The 21,250-nt window shown below is 65.1% G+C and carries 18 protein-coding genes and 1 riboswitch; all 18 genes read left to right on the top strand.

The window, feature by feature from the left end; translation table 11 throughout:
- Positions 1–2: 2 nt before the first annotated feature.
- The 18 genes from murD to RLDS_RS45150 all read left to right on the top strand — a co-directional run bounded on the left by murD (position 3) and on the right by RLDS_RS45150 (position 21,208).
- Positions 3–1,331 (top strand): UDP-N-acetylmuramoyl-L-alanine--D-glutamate ligase, encoded by a 1,329-nt coding sequence (gene murD, locus RLDS_RS45235; RefSeq protein WP_021227058.1) that lies wholly within the window; start codon positions 3–5, stop codon positions 1,329–1,331.
- A 38-nt stretch (positions 1,332–1,369) separates the two neighbouring features.
- Complete coding sequence (locus tag RLDS_RS45230; protein ID WP_021227057.1) at positions 1,370–2,572, top strand: FtsW/RodA/SpoVE family cell cycle protein; 1,203 nt, start codon at positions 1,370–1,372, stop codon at positions 2,570–2,572.
- Positions 2,569–3,735, top strand: a complete 1,167-nt coding sequence (gene murG, locus RLDS_RS45225; RefSeq protein ID WP_021227056.1) for an undecaprenyldiphospho-muramoylpentapeptide beta-N-acetylglucosaminyltransferase — start codon at positions 2,569–2,571, stop codon at positions 3,733–3,735. The genes RLDS_RS45230 and murG overlap by 4 nt, the downstream gene beginning before the upstream one ends.
- Positions 3,732–5,159, top strand: coding sequence for a UDP-N-acetylmuramate--L-alanine ligase (gene murC / locus RLDS_RS45220; RefSeq protein ID WP_021227055.1), 1,428 nt, complete (start codon positions 3,732–3,734; stop codon positions 5,157–5,159). Before murG ends, murC begins: the two co-directional genes overlap by 4 nt.
- A complete protein-coding gene (locus tag RLDS_RS45215) occupies positions 5,159–5,356 on the top strand; it encodes a hypothetical protein (protein WP_021227054.1) in 198 nt (65 codons plus the stop codon). The genes murC and RLDS_RS45215 overlap by 1 nt, the downstream gene beginning before the upstream one ends.
- A complete protein-coding gene (gene murB, locus RLDS_RS45210; protein ID WP_031298551.1) occupies positions 5,356–6,252 on the top strand; it encodes a UDP-N-acetylmuramate dehydrogenase in 897 nt (298 codons plus the stop codon). The genes RLDS_RS45215 and murB overlap by 1 nt, the downstream gene beginning before the upstream one ends.
- Before the next feature lie 112 nt (positions 6,253–6,364).
- On the top strand, positions 6,365–7,330 hold the full coding sequence (locus tag RLDS_RS45205) for a D-alanine--D-alanine ligase (RefSeq protein ID WP_021227051.1): 966 nt from the start codon (positions 6,365–6,367) through the stop codon (positions 7,328–7,330).
- Positions 7,323–8,264, top strand: a complete 942-nt coding sequence (locus tag RLDS_RS45200; protein ID WP_031298550.1) for a cell division protein FtsQ/DivIB — start codon at positions 7,323–7,325, stop codon at positions 8,262–8,264. The genes RLDS_RS45205 and RLDS_RS45200 overlap by 8 nt, the downstream gene beginning before the upstream one ends.
- Positions 8,265–8,269: 5 nt before the next feature.
- Complete coding sequence (ftsA, locus tag RLDS_RS45195) at positions 8,270–9,553, top strand: cell division protein FtsA (protein ID WP_021227049.1); 1,284 nt, start codon at positions 8,270–8,272, stop codon at positions 9,551–9,553.
- 106 nt (positions 9,554–9,659) lie between these two features.
- Positions 9,660–11,132 carry a cell division protein FtsZ gene (gene ftsZ / locus RLDS_RS45190; protein ID WP_031298549.1) on the top strand — a complete coding sequence of 491 codons (1,473 nt, stop codon included), beginning with the start codon at positions 9,660–9,662 and terminating at the stop codon, positions 11,130–11,132.
- 124 nt (positions 11,133–11,256) lie between these two features.
- Positions 11,257–13,134, top strand: coding sequence for an SPOR domain-containing protein (locus RLDS_RS45185; protein WP_021227047.1), 1,878 nt, complete (start codon positions 11,257–11,259; stop codon positions 13,132–13,134).
- A 10-nt stretch (positions 13,135–13,144) separates the two neighbouring features.
- Positions 13,145–14,305: a deoxyguanosinetriphosphate triphosphohydrolase gene (locus RLDS_RS45180; protein ID WP_021227046.1), complete on the top strand. Its 1,161-nt coding sequence runs from the start codon at positions 13,145–13,147 to the stop codon at positions 14,303–14,305.
- 54 nt (positions 14,306–14,359) lie between these two features.
- Positions 14,360–14,460, top strand: a riboswitch (glycine riboswitch).
- 174 nt (positions 14,461–14,634) lie between these two features.
- Entirely contained in the window at positions 14,635–15,786 is a 1,152-nt protein-coding gene (gene gcvT / locus RLDS_RS45175) for a glycine cleavage system aminomethyltransferase GcvT (protein ID WP_021227045.1), read from the top strand.
- A 31-nt stretch (positions 15,787–15,817) separates the two neighbouring features.
- Positions 15,818–16,189 carry a glycine cleavage system protein GcvH gene (gcvH, locus tag RLDS_RS45170; protein WP_021227044.1) on the top strand — a complete coding sequence of 124 codons (372 nt, stop codon included), beginning with the start codon at positions 15,818–15,820 and terminating at the stop codon, positions 16,187–16,189.
- A gap of 156 nt (positions 16,190–16,345) precedes the next feature.
- Positions 16,346–17,704: an aminomethyl-transferring glycine dehydrogenase subunit GcvPA gene (gene gcvPA / locus RLDS_RS45165; RefSeq protein ID WP_031298547.1), complete on the top strand. Its 1,359-nt coding sequence runs from the start codon at positions 16,346–16,348 to the stop codon at positions 17,702–17,704.
- A complete protein-coding gene (gene gcvPB / locus RLDS_RS45160; protein ID WP_021227042.1) occupies positions 17,701–19,275 on the top strand; it encodes an aminomethyl-transferring glycine dehydrogenase subunit GcvPB in 1,575 nt (524 codons plus the stop codon). Before gcvPA ends, gcvPB begins: the two co-directional genes overlap by 4 nt.
- Positions 19,272–19,943, top strand: coding sequence for a DUF938 domain-containing protein (locus RLDS_RS45155; protein WP_021227041.1), 672 nt, complete (start codon positions 19,272–19,274; stop codon positions 19,941–19,943). The genes gcvPB and RLDS_RS45155 overlap by 4 nt, the downstream gene beginning before the upstream one ends.
- Positions 19,944–20,005: 62 nt before the next feature.
- Positions 20,006–21,208, top strand: a complete 1,203-nt coding sequence (locus tag RLDS_RS45150) for a cytochrome P450 (RefSeq protein WP_021227040.1) — start codon at positions 20,006–20,008, stop codon at positions 21,206–21,208.
- The last annotated feature ends 42 nt before the right edge of the window (positions 21,209–21,250 follow it).

The following is a 21,250-nucleotide window of genomic DNA, read 5'->3' as shown; positions in this document are numbered from 1 at the left end:
GGATGATTGTTTCCAGCGCCTTTGCAGGGAAGACCTACGCCGTCCTCGGCCTCGCCCGCTCAGGCCTCGCTACTGTGGAGACGCTGGTGGCGAGCGGCGCGCGCGTCGTCGCCTGGGACAGCCGCGAAGAGGCGCGCGCGCTGGTCGAAGGAAAGGCTGAATTGGGCGATCCGATGGAGATCGACCTCGCCGGTTTCGATGGCATCGTCGTGTCGCCGGGCGTGCCGCTCAATCGGCATCCCATCGCCATGCGGGCCAGACTGGCCGGCGTGCCGATCATTGGCGACATCGAATTGTTCGCGCTCGCCCGCCCGACGCTGCCGCCGCACAAGGTGGTCGGCATCACTGGCACCAACGGCAAGTCGACCACCACCGCGCTCATCCATCACATCCTCGAACAGGCGGGCTATCCCACGGTCATGGGCGGCAATATCGGCCTGCCGATCCTCAGCCAGCCACCGCTGGAACCCAACCTCCATGGCGTGGGTATCTATGTGCTGGAATTGTCCAGTTACCAGATCGACCTGACCCACAGTCTGGACTGCGACGTTGCCGTGCTGCTCAACATCACGCCGGATCATCTGGATCGCTACGATGGGTTTGAGGGCTATGTGGCGTCGAAGGCGCGGTTGTTCTCGATGCAATCGGCCTGCCAGACAGCGGTGATTACCACAGAGGATGAGCCAAGCCGGTCCATCTTTGCTTCCGTCCAGCGCGCCGGCGAAGGGGCAGGCGTCATCGCAGTTGCCTCATCGGACATCGAAACCACCGACCAGCTCGGGTGGCCCTCGCTCCAGGGGCCACATAACGCACAAAATGCAGCTGTCGCCATCGCCGTCGCAAAAGCGCTCGGGATTGACGAGTCGACCATCACCAACGCGCTAGCCAGCTACGCCTCGCTCCCCCACCGCATGCAGGCGGTCCGTACCCTCAACGGCGTGCTCTACGTCAACGACAGCAAGGCGACCAACGCCGCCTCCACCGCGCCGGCGCTCGCCGCATGGCCGGCCAAGGATGGAAAGCCGCGCATCCACTGGATCTTGGGCGGGGTCGCCAAGTCCGACAATCTCGACGAATGCGCCCCCCATTTCGGCAACGTCGCCCACGCCTACACCATCGGCGAAGCGGGGCATATGTTCGCCGATCTGCTGCGCCCGCATATGGCGGTGGAAGACAGCGAAATGCTAAGCGCCGCCGTCCGCCGCGCGGCGCGCATCGCGCAGCCGGGCGACGTCGTGCTGTTGTCGCCGGCCTGCGCCAGTTTCGACCAGTTTCGCGATTTCGAAGCGCGCGGCGATGCCTTCGCCGCGGCCGTCGCGGCGCTGGAATAGGAAAGACTTAAGGGGCGATGAGCAAGAGGGGAACAGGGATGTCGAAGGCCGGTGAACTGGTGAAGGGTTTTCGCACCCGCACGGTTCCGCGCGAACGCACCGCGCTTGCCATCTGGTTCTGGGAAATCGACCGCGTTCTGTTGTCGCTGATCGTGACGCTGATGGCGATCGGGCTGGTCGCGGTCGCCGCCGCGTCCCCCGTCGCCGCGATCGACCGGTCGACGGCCGACATCGCGGTCAATCCGCTTCTCTATTTCTATCGCCAGCTGATGTGGGTGATGATCGGCCTGCCGATCATGCTGGTCATTTCCATGCTGCCCCGGCCGCAGGCGCGGCGGCTCGCCATTTTCCTCTGCGCCTTCTTCTTCCTGATGCTGCTGTTCGTGCCGATCCTGGGGTCGACCGTGAACGGCGCGCGGCGCTGGATCGACCTGCCAGGTTTCCGCTTCCAGCCGTCCGAATTTCTGAAACCCGCCTATGTGGTTACGCTTGCCTGGCTGCTGTCGCTGCGGGCGAAGGACCAGAAGCTTCCTGTCATTCAGCTGACCGGTGCTCTGACGCTTCTGATTTCCGCCGTCCTGATGCGCCAGCCCGACTTCGGGCAGACGGTGATCTTCATGGCCTGCTGGGGCGCGCTCTTGCTGCTGTCGGGTCTGGAAATGCGCTGGATCGCGATGCTGGGCGGCGCGGGCCTCGCGGGTTTGGTCGCCGTCTACATGTTCTATGAGAATGGCCGCCAACGCATCAACGACTTTCTGGGGATCGGCGTTCAGATGGACACCGGCCCGGATCAGACCGATCTGGCCTTCCGCACCATTACCCATGGCGGTTTCACCGGTGTTGGGCCGGGCGGTGGCCTCAACAAGTTCCGCCTGCCCGAAGCGCATACCGACTATATCTTTTCCGTCATCGGCGAAGAATTCGGTCTGCTCGCCTGCATCGCCATCGCCTGCGTGTACCTCGCCATCATCGTGCGCGTGCTGCTGCGCCTGCTGGACGAAGAAGACGTCTTCACCATCCTGGCCGCGGCCGGCCTCACCACCCAGTTCGGGTTGCAGGCGATCATCAACATGGGCGTCAATGCGCAGATATTTCCGTCCAAGGGCATGACGCTGCCCTTTATCAGCTATGGCGGCTCCTCTATGCTGGCGCTTTGCATCGGGGTCGGCCTGCTGCTCGCCTTCACGCGGCGCAATCCCTTCATGGGCCGGCACACGGTGGTCAAATGGAGTGGTCGATGAGCATTTCCCGTCACTTCGTCCTCGCCGCCGGCGGGACGGGGGGTCACATGATACCCGCCCATGCGGTGGCACAGGAACTGATGGCGCGCGGCCATCATGTCGCCCTCGTCACCGATGAGCGCGGCGCTAAGATACCCGGCATTTTCGAAAGCGCGCAGGTCCATGTCATGCCGGCGGGCCGGATGACGAAGAACCCGGCAAGCTGGCCGGGCGCGGTGAAGGCGATCCTCGCCGGGCGCGCCATGGCTCGCCGCCTCAACGAAACCTTCCGCCCGACCGCCGTGGTCGGCTTTGGCGGCTATCCCGCCATGCCCGCGCTGCTGGGAGCCTTGGCGGACGGCATTCCGACCGCCATCCATGAACAAAATGCCGTACTGGGCCGGGTCAATCGCCTGCTTGCCGGGCGAGTGGATGCCATCGCCACCGCCTATCCTGATGTTGCGCGCCTGAAATCCCGGCACGCCGGCAAGGTGCATCTGATCGGCAATCCCGTGCGCGAGGAAGTCAAGCAGTTGCGCGAGGAGGAGTTTCCCGCGCTGACCGACGAAAGCGTGTTTCGCGTGCTCGTCATCGGCGGCAGCCAGGGCGCGTCCATCCTGTCCAGCGTGGTGCCCGAAGGCCTGTCGATGCTGCCGGTCGCGCTGCGCCGCCGCTTGCAGGTGACGCAGCAATGCCGCGCCGAGGATATTGAGCGCGTGCGCAAGACCTATGCGGAGATGGAAATCCCCGCCGACCTGGCCACCTATTTTAACGATGTGCCCGAAAAGCTGGGCTGGTCGCATCTGGTGATCGCGCGCGCCGGCGCGTCGACGCTGGCGGAACTGACCTGCGCGGGCAGGCCCGCCATCCTTGTCCCGCTGCCGAGCGCCATGGACGACCATCAGACCGCCAACGCCCGTGAAATGACGCAGGCTGGCGGTGCGCGGACGATCCCGCAAAGCCGCTTCACCGCCATCGAGCTGGCCAAGCAGATGCAGAAGATGGCGATGGAGCCGGGCGCGCTCCAGAACGCGGCCAAGCGCGCCTGGAATTGCGGCCGCCCCGACGCCGCGCGCGACATGGCGGACCTGCTGGAAAGCATTGGCCGCGCGCCGATCATGAATGATCCGGTCAAGGTCGGCCCCACGCCCACTACGCTCAATCTCCAGGGAGTTCCCGCATGAAGGGTGTCGGCACCGACATCGGCACGATCCATTTCATCGGCATCGGCGGCATCGGCATGTCCGGCATCGCCGAGGTCATGCATAATCTGGGCTATAGCGTGCAGGGGTCCGACGTCGCCGAAGGCTATGTCGTGGAAGGGCTGCGGGCCAAGGGGATCAGGGTGATGATCGGCCACAAGGCCGAAAATCTGGGCGATGCCGCCGTGGTCGTGACCTCGACCGCGATCAAGCGCGGCAATCCCGAAGTCGAACTGGCGCTCGAAACCCGGGTGCCCGTCATCCGCCGCGCGGAAATGCTGGCCGAATTGATGCGCCTCAAATCCACCGTCGCGGTTGCCGGCACGCACGGCAAGACCACGACCACGTCGATGATCGCGGCGCTGCTGGATGCGGGCGGCGTCGATCCGACCGTCATCAACGGCGGCATCATCAACAGCTATGGCTCCAACGCGCGTCTGGGCAATAGCGACTGGATGGTGGTGGAAGCCGACGAAAGCGACGGCAGCTTCCTGCGGCTGGACGGCACCATCGCGGTCGTCACCAATATCGATCCTGAGCATCTCGACCATTATGGCAGCTTCGATCGCGTGAAGGACGCCTTCGTCGAATTTGTCGGCAATGTGCCCTTCTATGGTGCGGCGCTGCTATGCCTCGATCATCCCGAAGTGCAGGCGATCCTGCCGCGCGTGCAGGACCGGCGCATCGTCACCTATGGATTTTCGGCGCAGGCCGATATTCGCGGGGAGAATGTGCGGCCGGTGCCCGGTGGCAACCTGTTCGACGTGCTGATCCGCGACCGCGACGGACATGTCGAAAAGATCAGCGACATAATGTTGCCAATGCCGGGCAAGCATAATGTGTCGAACAGTCTGGCCGCGATCGGCGTCGCCCTGCAACTGGGCATCACGCATGGCGTCATCTGCACCGGATTTGAAAAATTCGGCGGCGTGAAACGGCGCTTCACCAAGGTGGGGGAGGTCTCGGTCGGCGATGGCGTCGCAACCGTGATCGACGATTATGGCCACCATCCGGTCGAGATCAAGGCCGTGCTCGCCGCCGCGCGCGAAGGGGCGCTGGGCCGCGTCGTCGCGGTCGTCCAGCCGCATCGTTTCACCCGATTGCGCGACCTGATGGATGAGTTTCAACAGGCGTTCAATGACGCCGACATCGTCTATGCCGCGCCCGTCTATGCCGCGGGCGAGCCGCCGATAGAGGGCGTCGACAGCGCGGCGCTGGTCGCGGGTCTGAAGCGGCGCGGACATCGCCATGCCGCGACCGTTGCCGATGCGGATGACCTTGCCACGCAGCTTGCCGCCGATCTTCAGCCCGATGACATGATCGTCTGCCTGGGGGCGGGCGATATCACCAAATGGGCGGCGGGCCTCGCCCCCGCCATTGCGGCTAAGTGCAAGGAAACCGCCTGATGTTCGAGCTTTTTGCCGTGGGCCTGGAAATGCAGAAGCGCATGATCGACGCGCAGATGCAGGGCGTGGAAGCCGCGCGTGACATGGTGGAGGCGGCGCAGCGCCAGGTCGAAGGCAATATCGCCGCAGCCCAGGCGAATGAAGCTGGCCTCAGCGCCATGAAGAAATGGATGAGCCTGTGGGGCATGCGGCCTTGATGACGGCTCTTGCCCTTCCTGCTGTCCGCGGCGTGCTCAAGCCTGATGCGCCGCTCGCGCCGCTCGTCTGGTTCAAGACAGGCGGCACGGCGCAGTGGTTGTTCGAGCCGCAGGATGCCGACGATCTGTCCGACTTTCTGGCGCAGCTTGACCCCGACATGCCGGTCATGGCGCTGGGCCTTGGCTCCAACCTGATCGTGCGGGACGGCGGCGTGCCGGGCGTCGTCGTGCGCCTTGGCAAAGCCTTCGCGAAGGTCGATCGGCAGGACGAAACAAGCCTGGTCTGCGGTGCGGGCGCATCGGGCATCCTCGTGTCGTCAACCGCGCGCGATGCGGGCATTGCGGGCCTTGAATTTTTGCGCTCCATTCCCGGCACGGTGGGAGGCTTCGTCCGCATGAATGGCGGCGCCTATGGGCGCGAAACGGCCGATATCCTGCTGGAATGCGAGGTGGTGTTGCGATCGGGAGAGCAGGTGACGCTGCTCAACCGCGACCTTGCCTATAGCTATCGCCACTCCAATCTGACCGACGGCGCGATCGTGGTCAGCGCGACCTTCCGCGGCCATAACGGCGAACCGGCCGCGATCCAGGCGGAAATGGACCGCATCGCCGCCGCGCGCGAGGAAAGCCAGCCGCTGCGCAGCAAAACGGGCGGCTCGACCTTCAAGAATCCCGATGGTCACAAGGCCTGGCAATTGGTGGACGAGGCCGGCTGTCGCGGGCTCCAGATCGGCGGCGCGCAGGTGAGCGAGAAGCATACCAATTTCATGCTCAACACCGGCGACGCCACCAGCAGCGATATCGAAGCGCTGGGTGAGGAGGTCCGCCGCCGCGTCCGGGACAAGAGCGGGATCGAGCTGGAATGGGAAATCCAGCGCGTGGGGTTGAGCAAATGAACGATACTCTCAACCCGTTCGCCCTGAGCCTGTCGAAGGGTTGCACTTTTCTTCGAGAAGGGCAGGGCTTCGACAAGCTCAGCCCGAACGGTTTTAGTCTGGAGCAAATCGCATGACGCGCGGCCCATGGCATGTCGCCGTCCTGATGGGTGGCTGGTCGGCAGAGCGGCCGGTGTCGCTGTCGAGCGGCGAAGGCGTCGCCAAGGCGCTGGAATCGCGCGGCCATCGGGTCACGCGGATCGACATGGACCGCAACGTGGCGCAGCGGCTCGCGGAAACGCAGGCGGACGTGGTTTTCAATGCGCTGCACGGCGTTCCCGGTGAAGATGGCACGGTGCAGGGCATGATGGACCTTATGGGCCTCATCTACACCCATAGCGGCCTTGCCACCTCCGTCATCGCGATCGACAAGCAGCTGACCAAGCAGGCGCTGGTGCCGCATGGCATTCCCATGCCCGGCGGCCATATCGTGGAGAGCGAAAGCCTTTTCACCGCCGATCCGCTGCCGCGTCCCTATGTGCTCAAGCCCGTCAACGAAGGCAGCTCCGTGGGCGTCGCCATCGTCACGGACGAAGGCAATTATGGCAATCCGATCGCCCGCGATGCCGTGGGACCGTGGCAGGATTTCCCCGAACTCTTGGCCGAACCCTATATTCGCGGTCGCGAGCTGACTACCGCCGTACTGGGGGATGAAGCGTTGCTCGTTACCGAATTGCGGCCCAAGAGCGGCTTTTACGACTTTGACGCCAAATATACCGATGGCATGACGGAGCATGTCTGCCCGGCCGATATTCCCGCCGAGATCAGCGAAGCCTGCAAGGCGATCGCGCTGCGCGCCCACCAGCTGCTCGGCTGCAAGGGTGCATCGCGCGCGGATTTCCGCTGGGATGATGAACGCGGGCTGGAGGGCCTCTTTCTACTGGAAGTAAATACGCAGCCGGGGATGACGCCGCTCAGTCTGGTGCCTGAACAGGCGGCGAAGCTGGGCATCGACTATGCGACACTGGTCGAAACGATCGTGGAGGAGGCGCTGAACCGCGCCGGGGCGGCAAACAGGACGGGGCAGGGGCATGGCTGAAGCACGAATAAGGCGCGGCGGCACTGCCCGCATGAGCAGCAAGGGCAGTGTCGCTGGCCGTGGCGGCCGCGGGCGATCGCTCAAGCGGCAAAGCTGGGTCGACAAGCTGATCGAGCATCTTCCGGTCAGCGAAGCTACGCTCCAGCGCATGGCGAGCTGGGCCATTGTGGGCATTTTCGGCGCGATCCTGGTCGCCATCTCCATCTATCTGGGCCTGCCGGACGTCGCGCGTCAGCAGGCGGCCGACATGGCCGCGCGTGCCGGGTTCGAGGTGGAGAAGGTCGAGGTGCGCGGGGTCGAGCGCATGGACGAACTGCCGGTCTATAATATCGCGCTGGGCCAGGTGGACCGATCCATGCTGTCGCTCGACCTGCCCCATGTGCGCCAGCAGATGCTGAAACTCGGCTGGGTCAAGGATGCGCGCATTTCGCGTCGCCTGCCCGACACGCTGGTAGTCGATATCGTCGAGCGTGATCCGGTCGCCGTGTGGCAGCATGACGGGCAGTTGCACCTGATCGACGTCTCGGGCGTGGTGCTGCAATCGGTTTCCGCCAGCGCGATGCCGGACCTGCCGCTGGTCGTTGGGCCGAACGCGAACCGGCAGACCGCCGGCCTCAACAAGCTGATGGAAAATGCGCCCGCGCTTAAACCTATGCTGGCTGGCGCGACCTGGGTCGGCAATCGCCGCTGGGACCTGCGCTTCCAGTCGGGCGAGACGCTGTCCCTGCCGGAAGGTGACACGCAATCGGCGTCCGCGCTGGTCAATTTCGCCCGGATGGACGGGGTCAATCGGCTGCTCGGACGGGGCATCGTCCGCTTCGATATGCGCGACCCCGATCGGTTCGTCCTGCGCCTGCCGCAGGGCCGCGTGGAGGAAAAGCCGATGGAGGGTGCCGCCAGCGCCGCCGCATCGTCGAGCGGCGAGGAGGGCTGAGCGCCATGCCGCAGCCCAAGGTCGAAAAGCTTATCACGGCCGTCGACATCGGTTCCTGGAAAGTGTCCGCGCTGATCGCCGGGCGCACCGATACGGGTGAACTGGCGATATTGGGCACGGGCCAGCGGGAAAGTCGGGGCGTCCGGCGCGGCTTCATCGCGGATATGGAGCGCACCGAACTGGCCGTGCGCGAAACCGTCGAGCAGGCCGAGCGCGTCGCTGGCACCAATATCGAGGATGTGTGGGTCAGCTTTTCGGGTGGCAGCCTAGTCAGCGACGTCGTCACGGTCGAACGCGACATGGGCGGCTATCGCATTGAGCAGCCCGATATCGACGATCTGCTGACGACCGGGCAACAGGGCATCGACCCTGACGGCCGCATCGTCCTCCATGCCCAGCCGACCTGCTTCACCATCAATGGCAAGGTGCCGGTCAAGAAGCCGCTGGGCATGCATGCCGACCTGCTGGGCGTCGATATCCACGTCGTCCTGGCCGATGGCGCGCCTCTCGCCAATCTCGACCTGTGCGTGCGCGGGGCGTATCTCAACGTCAATTCCATCGTCGCCTCGCCCATCGCGACGGGCCTTGCCTGCCTGTCTGAGGAAGAACGCGACCTGGGCGTCGCGCTGGTGGAAATGGGCGCGGGCGTAACCAATGTCTCGCTTTATGCAGGGGGCATGCTGGTCGGATTGCATTCGATCCCCATGGGTGCATCGGACATTACCGACGATATCGCTTCTTCCTTCGGCATTCGCCGTAGCCAGGCGGAACGGATCAAATGTTTCTACGGCTCGGCAATGCAGAATCCGCGCGATTTTCGCGAGATGATCGAGATCGCGCCGCCCCATGGCGACGTCGCCGTTCCGGGTCAGGCGGCCGGTCCCAATGCGGAAGGCGGCAAGATCACGCGCGCGGCGCTGGTCGGCGTGATTTGCGAACGACTGAACCAGATCATGACCGAAGTGAATGCGGCACTGGCCGGCATGGGCTTCAATTCGACCGGTCGGCAGGTGGTGCTGACCGGCGGCGGCGCGGAAATGAAGGGCATTGCCGACTATGCGCAGGGCGCGCTGGGGCGCGCGGTGCGGATCGGTCGCCCCCGCGGCCTGTCCGCCATGCCCGAAGCGCATAGTGGTCCGGCCTTTGCAACCTTGGCGGGGCTGGCGCTTTACGGTCATTCCAACCCGGTTGATCTCCGCACGATGGCGCCCGCGCCGCAGACCGTGCATCGGCTGGGAACGCCGCTCTGGTGGCAACGCATGATGCGCGCGATCAAGGCGAACTACTGAACGATTTTTGGCGAAGACGAAATTAGGTGGTGAATCCCCTATTTTCTGGTGTTAACGAATGATGACGATGTCGCTTCCTGACGAGGAAGCTGAGGGAGCAGAATATATGAGCATTGAGATCAGCCCGCCCCATGTGGACGAACTGAAACCGCGCATCGCGGTAATCGGTGTCGGCGGCGCGGGTGGCAATGCCATCGCCAACATGATTGCCGCTTCGGTCGAGGGTGTCGATTTCATCGTCGCCAATACCGACGCGCAGGCGCTTAACAGCTCGCCCGCCGAACGTCGTATCCAGCTTGGCCCGCAGATCACCGAAGGCCTGGGCGCGGGGTCGCGTCCGGAAATCGGCAAGGCGGCCGCGGAAGAAACCATCGCCTCGGTCGAAGAGGCGCTCAACGGTGCGCATATGTGCTTCATCACGGCCGGCATGGGCGGCGGCACCGGCACCGGCGCTGCCCCGGTCATCGCGAAGGCTGCGCGCGATCGCGGTATCCTGACCGTTGGCGTCGTGACCAAGCCCTTCACCTTCGAGGGCAATCGCCGCATGAAGTCGGCGGAAAGCGGCATCGAGGAATTGCAGAAGCATGTCGACACGCTGATCGTCATTCCGAACCAGAATCTGTTCCTGATCGCCAATCCGAACACGACCTTCAAGGAAGCGTTCCAGATGGCGGACGAAGTGTTGCAACAGGGCGTGCGGTCGATCACCGACCTCATGATCATGCCGGGCCTCATCAACCTCGACTTCGCCGACGTGCGGTCGGTGATGGGCGAAATGGGCAAGGCGATGATGGGTACTGGCGAAGCGGAGGGCGATGGCCGTGCGCTTCAGGCGGCGGAAAAGGCGATCGCCAATCCGCTGCTCGACGGCGTGTCGATGCGCGGCGCGAAGGGCGTCATCGTTTCCATCGTCGGTGGCGACGACATGCGCCTGATGGAAGTGGACGAAGCCGCGAACCATATCCGCGAACTGGTCGATCCCGATGCCAACATCATCTGGGGCAGCGCCTTCAACGACAATCTCAACGGCAAGATCCGCGTGTCGGTGGTCGCCACCGGCATCGACAATGAGGTGGGGAGCCAGGCCGCGCCGCTGACCCAGCCGTTCAGCTTCGCGAGCCGTCCGTCGGTTTCCGTTCCGCAACAGACGGCGCGCCCGGCAACTGCCGCTCCGGCCCCGACGTCCGCGCCGCAGCAGGCCGCGCCGACGCCGCCGACCGAGCCGGAGACGCTGGAACTGGACGTGCCGGCAGCACCGACTCCAGCGCCTGTCGCGCCTCAGGCTGCGCCGACACCCGCTGCGACGCCTTTCTCGCCGCCCAAGCCGGCTGCTATATTCTCCGACGACAATATGGAGGAGGACGAGCTGGTGCTGGGCGCCGATAATGCCGAACCGCCCGCACCGACACCCCCGCCTGCCCCGACGCAACCTGCGCCGCGCGTAGCCACCGGCGGCACGCTGTTCGAGCGGATGGCGGGCCTGACGCGCGGGTCGGAAAAGCCGGCCGGCGCCGGTTCGGACGATGCTGCACCCGGTGTCGATATTCCCCGGTTCCTCAACCGCCAGAACAACCAGTAACGCCAGGGGCGGCGACGTCCGCCTCCTGTGCAGGAAAGCGCGTCGTCGGCCAACCAGTGCGGCCCGGCGCGCTTTTTGTTCGCGTTGATTTCCCATTCAGCATGGCATCGGTTAAGGGGGAAATGTGACTAAGTCTCTTCCCTGGATTCTCTGCGCGCTTCTGCTTGCGCCCCCCGCCATTGCTCAGACCGATCAGGCCGACCTCGTCCGGCCGCTGGGTGCTGCCGACCTCAATAGCAATCTTGCGCGGCTGGCCTCCAACCCGCGCGATGTCGATGCGCTGATCGGCGCGGGCGAAGCCGCGCTCGCGCTGGATGACCCGCACGGGGCCGCCGGTTTCTTTGCCCGCGCCGATGCGATTGCGAGCGGAAACGGCCGCATCAAGGCAGGGCTGGCGCGGGTCATGCTTAAGCTCCAAAATCCGGCAGAAGCCGTCCGCTTGTTCGACCAGGCGCAGCGGCTGGGTTTTCCTGAGGCAAGCATTTTGACGGAACGTGGCCTTGCGCGCGATCTGACTGGCGATCAGGCGGGTGCGCAGCGGGATTATCAGGCCGCCCTGGCGCGGTCGCCCGACAATGCCGAATTGCGCCGCCGTTATGCCGCCTCCCTCGGCATTTCCGGGCAGGTGGATGCGGCGGAAAAGATGCTGGAGCCGCTGCTCTACAAGAGCGACCGCGCCGCATGGCGATACCGCGCGTTCATCTATGCCATGAACAATCGTCAGGCCGATGCCCGGAAAGTGGCGGAGCAGGCAATGCCCGCGCAGCTTGCCGCAGCGATCACCCCCTATATGCAGAAAATGCCCTATCTGACCGCGCAGCAAAAGGCGGCGGCGGTGCATTTCGGGCAGTTCCCCTCGCAGGTCGGCACCGCCGTCGCGGCCGTCACGCCAACTGCGCCGCCCCCCACGATGGCATTGGCAACACCCGCGACCAAGCCTGCCACGCAAGTCGCACAAGCGTCCGCGCAGACCGCACCGACGCGCGCTCGTCCCCTTAGTCGCGCCGAGCAGCGGCGGCAGCGCCGGGAGGCCGCGCGTCTGGCGCGCGCCGGAGCACAGAGGACGCCGACGCCTGCGCCGACGCCAGGCTTCTCGACCGCCGGCCAACCAGCCTCTACCGCTGCCGCCAGTGCGACGAACAACGCCCCTGCACCTGACGCGCCGACGCAAGTTGCGCAGGCGCAGACTGTCCAGCCCCTGCCGACGCGCGCCGCGCAGCCCGTGGTGCAGCCCTTGCCTCAGGCGCAAAGGTCAGCATCCGCATCCGCATCCACGCCGCCGCCGCAGCTGACGGCGCGCGTTGCTGCTTCGGCGGTGCAGGGGCCACCTGCGCCGGGCTTCGACACGATCGACGGCAGGACGCCCGCTGCCGCAACGCCGCCCCCCGCAACCAGCGCACAAAGCGATTCCGCCGCACTGGCCCAGGCGTCGCCGCCGCCCGCTGCGGCATCCACGCCGTCCGCGCCTCCCGCGCCCGACCCGCAAGCCACGCGCACGCTCGCCGACATCATTCGCGCGATCGATGTGCCTGATGCGGAACGGCAGCCGACCGTGGCGGCGGTAGACCTGAACGAGATCGCGGCCATGCAGGCAGCCCGCCGCGCCGAGCGACAGGCTGCCGCCGCGGCTGCTGCGGCCAAGGCGAAGAAGGAGGCGGCCGCCAAGGCAAAGGCCGAAGCCGACGCCAAGGCCAAGAAAGAGGCCGAGGAGAAAAAGCGCCTTGCCGCCAATCCGTCGCGCAACTGGTTGCAGGTGGGGGTAGGGCAGAGCAAGTCCGCGCTCGCCTTCACGATGAAGCGGCTGCGCGGCAAATATGACAGCATCGCGCCGCAGGATGCGTGGACGGCCGGCTGGGGCCAGACCAACCGGCTGCTGGTCGGGCCATTCCCCAGTTTCACTCGCGCCAAGGAACTGGAAACCAAGCTCAAGGCCGCTGGCGCCGACGTGTTCGCGTGGAAAAGCGATGCGGGAGAGGTAGTCGAGAAGCTGGCGGGCGAGTAAGGCGCAGGGCATGACGATGCTCGCCCCCTATGCCTGCCACCCCGCCGCCAGTCGCGGCCGCCTACATGCCGAACCGGGCGGGGAGATGCGCGGGCCGCGCGACATTTTCCAGCGCGACCGCGACCGCATCATTCATTCGATCGCTTTCCGCCGCCTGCGTCACAAGACGCAGGTGTTCGTGTCGCCCGATGGTGACCATTATCGGGTCCGCCTGACTCACAGTCTGGAGGTTGCGCAGATCGGGCGCACCACCGCGCGGACGTTGGGCCTTAACGAGGATCTGACGGAAGCGTTGTGCCTGGCGCATGACATCGGCCATCCGCCCTTCGGCCATGCCGGGGAGGATGCGCTGGAGGCTGCGCTGGATCAGCATGGCGGTTTCGATCACAACGCCCATACGCTGCGCACGCTGATGCTGCTGGAAAGTCCCTATCCGCGGTTTCGTGGGCTGAACCTCAGCTGGGAAATGCTGGAGGGCCTGGCCAAGCATAATGGCCCGGTCGTTCGTCCGGGCTGGGCGATGCGGGAATTGAATGCGCTCTTTCCGCTTGACCTCACAAGCCACGCCTCATTGGAGGCGCAGCTTGCGGCGATTTCCGACGACATCGCCTATGACAATCATGATATCGACGATGGCCTGCGCGCCGGGCTTTTGACGCTGGAGCAGTTGCTGGAGGTGCCGTTCGTCCAGCTTTGCTGGGACCGTGTCCGCGCCCGCTATCCCGACGTATCGCAGGACCGGTTGCTGCGCGAACTGGTGCGCGAACAGATTGGCGTGATGGCCAATGATCTGCTGGAAACGACCCGGCTGAATATCGCGGAGTCGCGGGTTGAAACCGTTGACGATGTGCGCGCGCTCGGCCGCACGCTCGTTGGTTTTTCGCCCGACCTCGCCGCGCAGGAACGCGCACTCAAGCGGTTCATGTATGCAACGCTCTATCATCATCCCGACCAGTTGGCCGCCGCTGATCGGGCGCGGGTGATCGTCACCGACCTGTTCCGGGCCTATCAGGATGATCCTGCGCTGATGCCGGCCGAATGGCGCGACGAGTGCGCGCTGGAAGAACCGACCCGCAGCCGCCATATCGCCGATTTCATCGCGGGCATGACCGATCGCTATGCGGAAAAGCGGCATCGGGAAATCTTCGGGGCGCTCGCGCTCGCCGATTGACGCGCCCCGTCCTTTGTCGCAATGCGCTGTTTGTCTCCGGCGGATTCGTCCGTCGGGCATGATGCGGGAGAGCATGGGGGGCCTTTTAGGCACAGCCCGTCGCCGAAGGAGCAACCGCCCCGGAATCTCTCAGGCCAAAGGACCGCATCGCGCGCAAGGCACTCTGGAAAGCGGACGCGCTTCTCGCCCGTCCCACCGAAGGGGTAAGCTGGTCGGCCACAAGGCCGCTGGTCAAAGCTCTCAGGTTCCGTGACAGAGGGGGTGCAGCAATCCGGCCTATCGAGCAGGATGACGCTGTCGCCATATCCTCATGCACGGAGGCCGCATCCATGTCCGGCACTGACGACGTCACCCATATCGAAGAAGAGCTGCCGTTGCAGACATTGCCGCTCGATGCCTGGCATCGCGACAAGGGTGCGCGCATGGTCGGCTTTGCCGGCTATCACATGCCGATCCAGTATGAAGGCATCATGGCCGAGCATGGCTGGACCCGTGAACATGCCGGCCTGTTCGATGTCAGCCACATGGGCCAGCTGACATTCACGGGCGAGGGCGTCGACGCCGCGCTGGAGCATCTGCTGCCCAGCGACATCAAGGGATTGAAGCCCTTTCGCCAGCGTTACTCGATGCTGCTGGACGACGAAGGCGGCATATTGGACGACCTGATGGTGTCGCGCCTGGGTGACGGCGCGTTCGACGGGGCGGACATCTACATGGTCGTCAATGGTGCGACCAAATATGACGATATCGGCTGGATGATCGAGCATCTGCCTGACGAAGTCACCATGAACCATATGGACGAGCAGGCCTTGCTGGCGCTTCAGGGGCCAGAAGCCGGCGAAGCGCTGGCCAGCCTGATCCCGGATACGGCCGACCTTCTGTTCATGCAATCAGGCCTGTTCATCTGGCGCGGCGTGTCGCTGTGGATCAGCCGGTCCGGCTATACTGGCGAGGACGGCTTTGAGATCAGCGTACCGGGCGAGGATGCCAGGTTGCTGGCCGACGCGCTCTGCGCGCTGCCTCAGGTCAAGCCAATCGGTCTTGGCGCACGCGATTCGCTGAGGCTGGAGGCGGGTCTGCCGCTATACGGCCATGACCTGACGCCCGCCATCAGCACGATCGCGGCGGATCTGGGCTTTGCCATCCAGAAGCGCCGGCGTGAGGAAGGCGGCTTTGTCGGCCATGCCCGCGTGATGAAGGAACTGGCCGACGGACCGGGCGCGCGCCGGGTGGGGCTGCGCATCGATGGCCGCCTGCCCGCGCGCGAAGGCGCCAGGATATTTGCCGGGTCGGTCGAGGTCGGCGAAGTCACGTCGGGCGGTTTTGCCCCTACGATCGGCGCGCCGATTGCCATGGGCTGGGTCAGTACGCCTTATTCGGCAATCGACACGGCGTTGGAAATAGATGTGCGCGGCAAGCGTATTGCCGCTGTGGTCGCACCGATGCCGTTCGTTCCGCACCGGTATCGCCGCAAGCCCTGATTTCATCACCTTTGCGAAGGGGAACATGCATATGAGCCGTTATTTTACCGACGAACATGAATGGATCGACGTAGAGGGCGAAATCGCCACGGTCGGCATCACCGACTATGCGCAGGAGCAACTGGGCGACATCGTCTTCGTCGAACTGCCCGCCGAAGGCACGACGTTTGAAAAGGGCGACGATGCCGCCGTCGTCGAATCGGTGAAGGCCGCGTCGGACGTCTATGCGCCGATCTCGGGCGAAGTCGTGGAAACCAACAGCGCGCTGGAGGACGAGCCCGCGCTGGTCAACAGCGACGCCGAAGAAGATGGCTGGTTCTTCAAGCTGCGGCTGACCGACGCCAGCGAGCTGGAAGGCCTGATGAACGAGTCCGCCTACAAGAAGTTCGTGGCCAGCCTTTGACGCCTGGATAAGCCTCTCCCAACAGGGAGGGGGAAGGGGTGGGTGGCAAGCGAGGCAAGCCTTGCGACCTGACCTTACAGGCAATGCCAGCGATTGCCGGGCAATCGCACCCACCCCTGGCCCCTCCCCGCAAAAGGGAGGGGAGTGGAGAATGACATGCGCTACCTACCCCTTACCGACAGCGACCGGCAGGCGATGCTGGCGACGATCGGCGCGGCATCCATTGACGATCTCTTCGTCGATGTACCCGCCGAAGCGCGTTTGGCCGGCACGATTCCCAACCTCCCCGACCATGCCAGCGAAATGGCGGTCGAGCGGCACATGGCCGCGCTCGCCCGGAAAAACCTGTCGGCCGGGGAAGCGCCCTTCTTCCTGGGTGCGGGTGCGTATAAGCATCATGTGCCCGCCAGCGTCGATCATCTGATCCAGCGCGGCGAGTTCCTGACCGCCTATACCCCTTATCAGCCGGAAATCGCGCAGGGCACGCTCCAGGTGCTGTTCGAATTCCAGACGCAGGTCGCGCGACTGCTGGGCTGCGACGTTGCCAATGCGTCCATGTATGATGGATCGACCGCCTGCTGGGAAGCGATCGTCATGGCGCGGCGCATCACGAAGCGGGGCAAGGCACTGCTCTCGTCCGGGCTCCACCCCCATTATGTCTCGGTCGCGCAGACGATGGCCAAGTTCACGGGCGACGATCTGGCCTATGAAACGCCCGAACTCGACAGCAAAACCGACAGCCAGAAGCTGATCGCGGCGATCGACAAGGACACAAGCTGCGTTGTTGTCCAATATCCCGATATTCTCGGCCGAATTGAGGACCTTACCGCATTGGCGGACGCGGCGCACGCCGCCGGCGCGCTGTTGGTTGCCGTCGTCACCGAACCGGTCGCTCTTGGCGCGATCAAGGCGCCAGGTGCCATGGGCGCGGACATCGTCGTTGGCGAAGGCCAGTCGATCGGCGTCGGGCTGCAATTTGGGGGGCCCTATCTTGGCCTGTTCGCGTGCAAGCAGAAATATGTGCGCCAGATGCCCGGCCGCCTGTGCGGCGAGACGGTCGATGCGGCTGGCAAGCGCGGCTTCGTGCTGACGCTATCCACCCGCGAACAGCATATCCGCCGCGAAAAGGCGACATCGAACATCTGCACCAATTCAGGCCTCTGTGCCTTGGCGTTCAGCATCCATATGACGCTGCTCGGCGAAAAGGGGCTGCGTGCCTTGGCCAGCCTCAATCACGCGATGGCGGTAGAGGCTGCCGACCGCCTTGCCGCGCTGCCCGGCGTGACGCTGATGAACGACAGTTTTTTCAACGAATTCACGCTGGTCCTACCCAAGGACGCCCGGGACGTAGTCCGCCGTCTGGCCGACCGGGGCGTGCTGGGCGGCGTATCGCTCGGCCGCCTTTTCCCGACCGCGCCGCAGATCGGGAACGGCCTGGTCGTCGCCGTGACCGAAACCGTGACGGCGGAGGATATCGACATCTTTGCCAAGGCGCTTGAGGAGGAACTGGCATGACCATGCTCAAGGAAGGCCGCCCCACCGCCCCCACGCCCGTTGAGGAAGCCCATATGGCCCCCGCCACCGCCACCGGAAACCGCGCGCTGATGCTGGAGGAAAAGCTGATCTTCGAGATCGGCTCGACTGACACCACAGGCGTCGACTTCGCTGTCGCTCCCAAGGGCGAAAATCGCCTGGGCGACCTTGCCCGCGCAGATGCGATCGGCCTGCCGGGCCTTTCCGAACAGGAAACGGTGCGCCATTATACGCGCCTTAGCCGCCAGAATTACGCCATCGACCTTGGCCTGTTCCCGCTCGGCTCCTGTACGATGAAGCACAACCCGCGCCTCAATGAAAAGGTCGCGCGGATGCCTGGCTTTGCCGACATCCACCCGCTCCAGCCGCAATCAACGGTGCAGGGCGCGCTGGGCGTCATCAACGAACTGGCCGTCTGGCTCATCAAGCTCACCGGCATGCACGGCGTCGCCATGACGCCCAAGGCGGGTGCGCATGGCGAACTGTGCGGCCTGCTCTGCATCCGCGCGGCGCTTGAAGCGCGCGGCGACGCGCGCCAGGTCGTGCTGGTGCCCGAAAGCGCGCACGGCACCAATCCCGCCACGGCGGCCTTTTGCGGCTACAAGGTCGAGGATATTCCCGCCACCCCCGATGGCCGCGTCGACCTTGAAGCGTTGAAAGCCCGGCTCGGTCCCGATGTTGCGGCGGTGATGATCACCAACCCCAACACCTGCGGCCTTTTCGAGCGCGACATGAAGGTGATTTCCGATGCGGTCCATGCCGCCGGTGCCTTCGTCTATTGCGACGGCGCGAACTTCAACGCCATCGTCGGCCGCGTCCGCCCCGGCGACCTGGGCGTCGACGCGATGCACATCAACCTGCACAAGACCTTTTCCACCCCCCATGGCGGCGGCGGGCCCGGCTCAGGCCCGGTCGTGCTGTCCGAAGCGCTCGCGCCCTTCGGCCCGCTCCCTTACACTGCGCGCGTGGAAGACGGCTCGATCCACCTTATCGAGGAGGAGAATGTCGGCGAGGAAATGCCGCAGAGTTTCGGTCGCATGTCCGCCTTCCACGGGCAGATGGGCATGTTCACTCGCGCCCTCGCCTATATCCTGTCCCATGGCGCTGACGGCCTGCGGCAGGTGGCGGAGGACGCGGTGCTCAACGCCAACTATGTGCTTCGCAGCCTGGACGATGTGCTCGACGCGCCCTTCGGTGGCAGCGGCCCGTGCATGCATGAGGCGTTGTTCAGTGACAAGGGGCTGGCCGATGGCTTCACCACGCTCGACATTGCCAAGGGGCTGATCGACGAGGGCTTCCACCCCATGACCATGTATTTCCCGCTGGTCGTCCATGGCGCGATGCTGGTCGAACCGACCGAGACGGAGAGCAAGGCGGCGCTCGACCAGTTCATCCTGGCGCTGCGCAGCCTGGCGGAGCGGGCGAAGGCGGGGGACGAGGCGCTGAAGGGCGCGCCCTATCATGCGCCGCGCCGTCGCCTGGACGAGACACTGGCCGCGCGCAAGCCGGTGCTGAGCTGGAGTGAGCCGGATTTGGCGGCTGCCGCCGAGTGACGATCTGGGTTCCCGGTGAGGCGGGGGCGGGGGGCGCTGAACCATGCGATCCCCGCCGTCATGCCCCCGCCACGCTGCGGAACCGTGACGATATCGTAACGAAATTGCGCGATATGCTGCCGTCCTCCGGCCTAGTGCTGGAAGTCGCCAGCGGCAGTGGCGAGCATGCTGTCCACTTTGCTGCCGTCTTTTCCGAACTTGACTGGCAACCAACAGACCCTGATCCCACCGCACTGGCGTCCATCGCGGCCCGGCGAGCGGATGCGGCGCTTCCCAATCTACGCCTGCCCCTGCAACTGGATGCAAGCGAGGCCAGCTGGCCAATCGACCGGGCGGACGCGGTCCTGTGCATCAACATGGCGCATATCAGCCCGTGGGACGCGACGGTCGGGCTGTTCACGCACGCCGCGCGCCTGTTGCCGCCGGGCGCGCCGTTGATCCTGTACGGCCCCTGGATTCGCACCGACACGCCGACCGCGCCCAGCAATCTGGCGTTCGATGCCGACTTGCGCGCGCGCGATTCCCGCTGGGGGCTGCGCAGGGCCGAGGATGCCGGCCTTCTCGCGGAGCGCCACGGCTTTGGTCCATGTCAGCTGTCTGCCATGCCCGCCAATAATGTCATGCTGCTCTATCGCCGGACGACTGCCAGCGTCAGCGACCTGCCATAAGTCGCAGCTTCCGCGTGGCAGGGCGGGCGATAGGCTCTGCCTTCGTCGCGAGGGAGAGGAGCATGGACGCTGCGATACCGGCGCATGTGCCAGCGGATCGAGTGGTCGATTTCGACATTTTCAATCCGCCGGGCGTGGAGGAGGATTATTTCGCCGCCTGGCAGGCGTTGGCGCGCCCGGGTGGGCCGGGCATCGTCTGGACGATCGCCAATGGCGGCCACTGGATCGCGACGGCTGGACCCATCGTTCGTGACCTCTGGGCCGATAATCGACGCTTGTCGAGCGCGGTGCTGGCCGTGACGCCGGGCTTGGGGGATGTCATGCGCTTCATCCCGTTGCAGCAGGACCCGCCCGTGCATCAGCCATTCCGCATGGCCGTGATGAAGGGGTTTGCATCCCGCCATATTGTCGCGCTGGAACCCCAGGTGCGCGCGGTCGCGCGGGAACTGGTGCGCGATCTCGCGCCGCTGGGACAATGCGAATTTACCGAGCAATTTGCCGAAATCCTGCCGCTCCATATCTTTCTGACATTGATCGACGTGCCGCTGGAGGATCGCCCCCGCCTGCGCGCGCTGGGCGCGCAGTTGACTCGCCCGGACGGGTCGATGACCGTCGAGCAACTGCGCGACGCGGCCGACGCCTATCTGGCGCCCTATATTGCCGAGCGCATGGCTGCGCCGGGCGAAGACCTGTTCAGCCGCATCCTGTCAGAGCCGGTCGCGGGTCGTCCCTGGACGCTGGACGAGGCGCAGCGGATGTGCCGCAACCTGCTCTTTGGCGGGCTGGACACGGTGGTCGCCGCCGTCGGCATGGCGGCGCTTCATCTGGCGCGCTATCCTGACGATCAGGCGGCGTTGCGCGCCGACCCCGCGCTGATTCCCGATGCCGCTGACGAATTGCTGCGCCGCTATCCCACGGTGTCGGTCAGCCGCAATCTGGTCGAAGATGTCGACGTGGACGGCGTGACGCTCAATCGAGGCGACATCATCTATCTGCCCAGCCTGTTCCACAATCTGGATGCGACGGCTTTCGATGCGCCCGATGAGGTGCGGTTCGACCGGCGCTTGAACGCCACCCGCCACAGCACGATGGGCGCGGGCGCGCATCGCTGCGTTGGCGCGGGGCTGGCGCGCATGGAAATGATCGTCTTTCTGGAGGAGTGGCTGGCGGGCATCCCGTCCAACCGCCTGGACCCGGCGCATCCTGTGCGGATGAAGGGCGGCAATGTCGGGGCCTGCACCCGTCTGCCGCTTCGGTGGGACTGAACGCGCTTCATTTTCTACATCGGCCACGATAGGGCCGGCATC

Source organism: Sphingobium lactosutens DS20, from assembly GCF_000445105.1.
Taxonomy (GTDB): Bacteria; Pseudomonadota; Alphaproteobacteria; order Sphingomonadales; family Sphingomonadaceae; genus Sphingobium; species Sphingobium lactosutens.
Note: the sequence above shows the minus strand (reverse complement) of the source record. Positions and strands in the feature narration are given on the sequence as shown.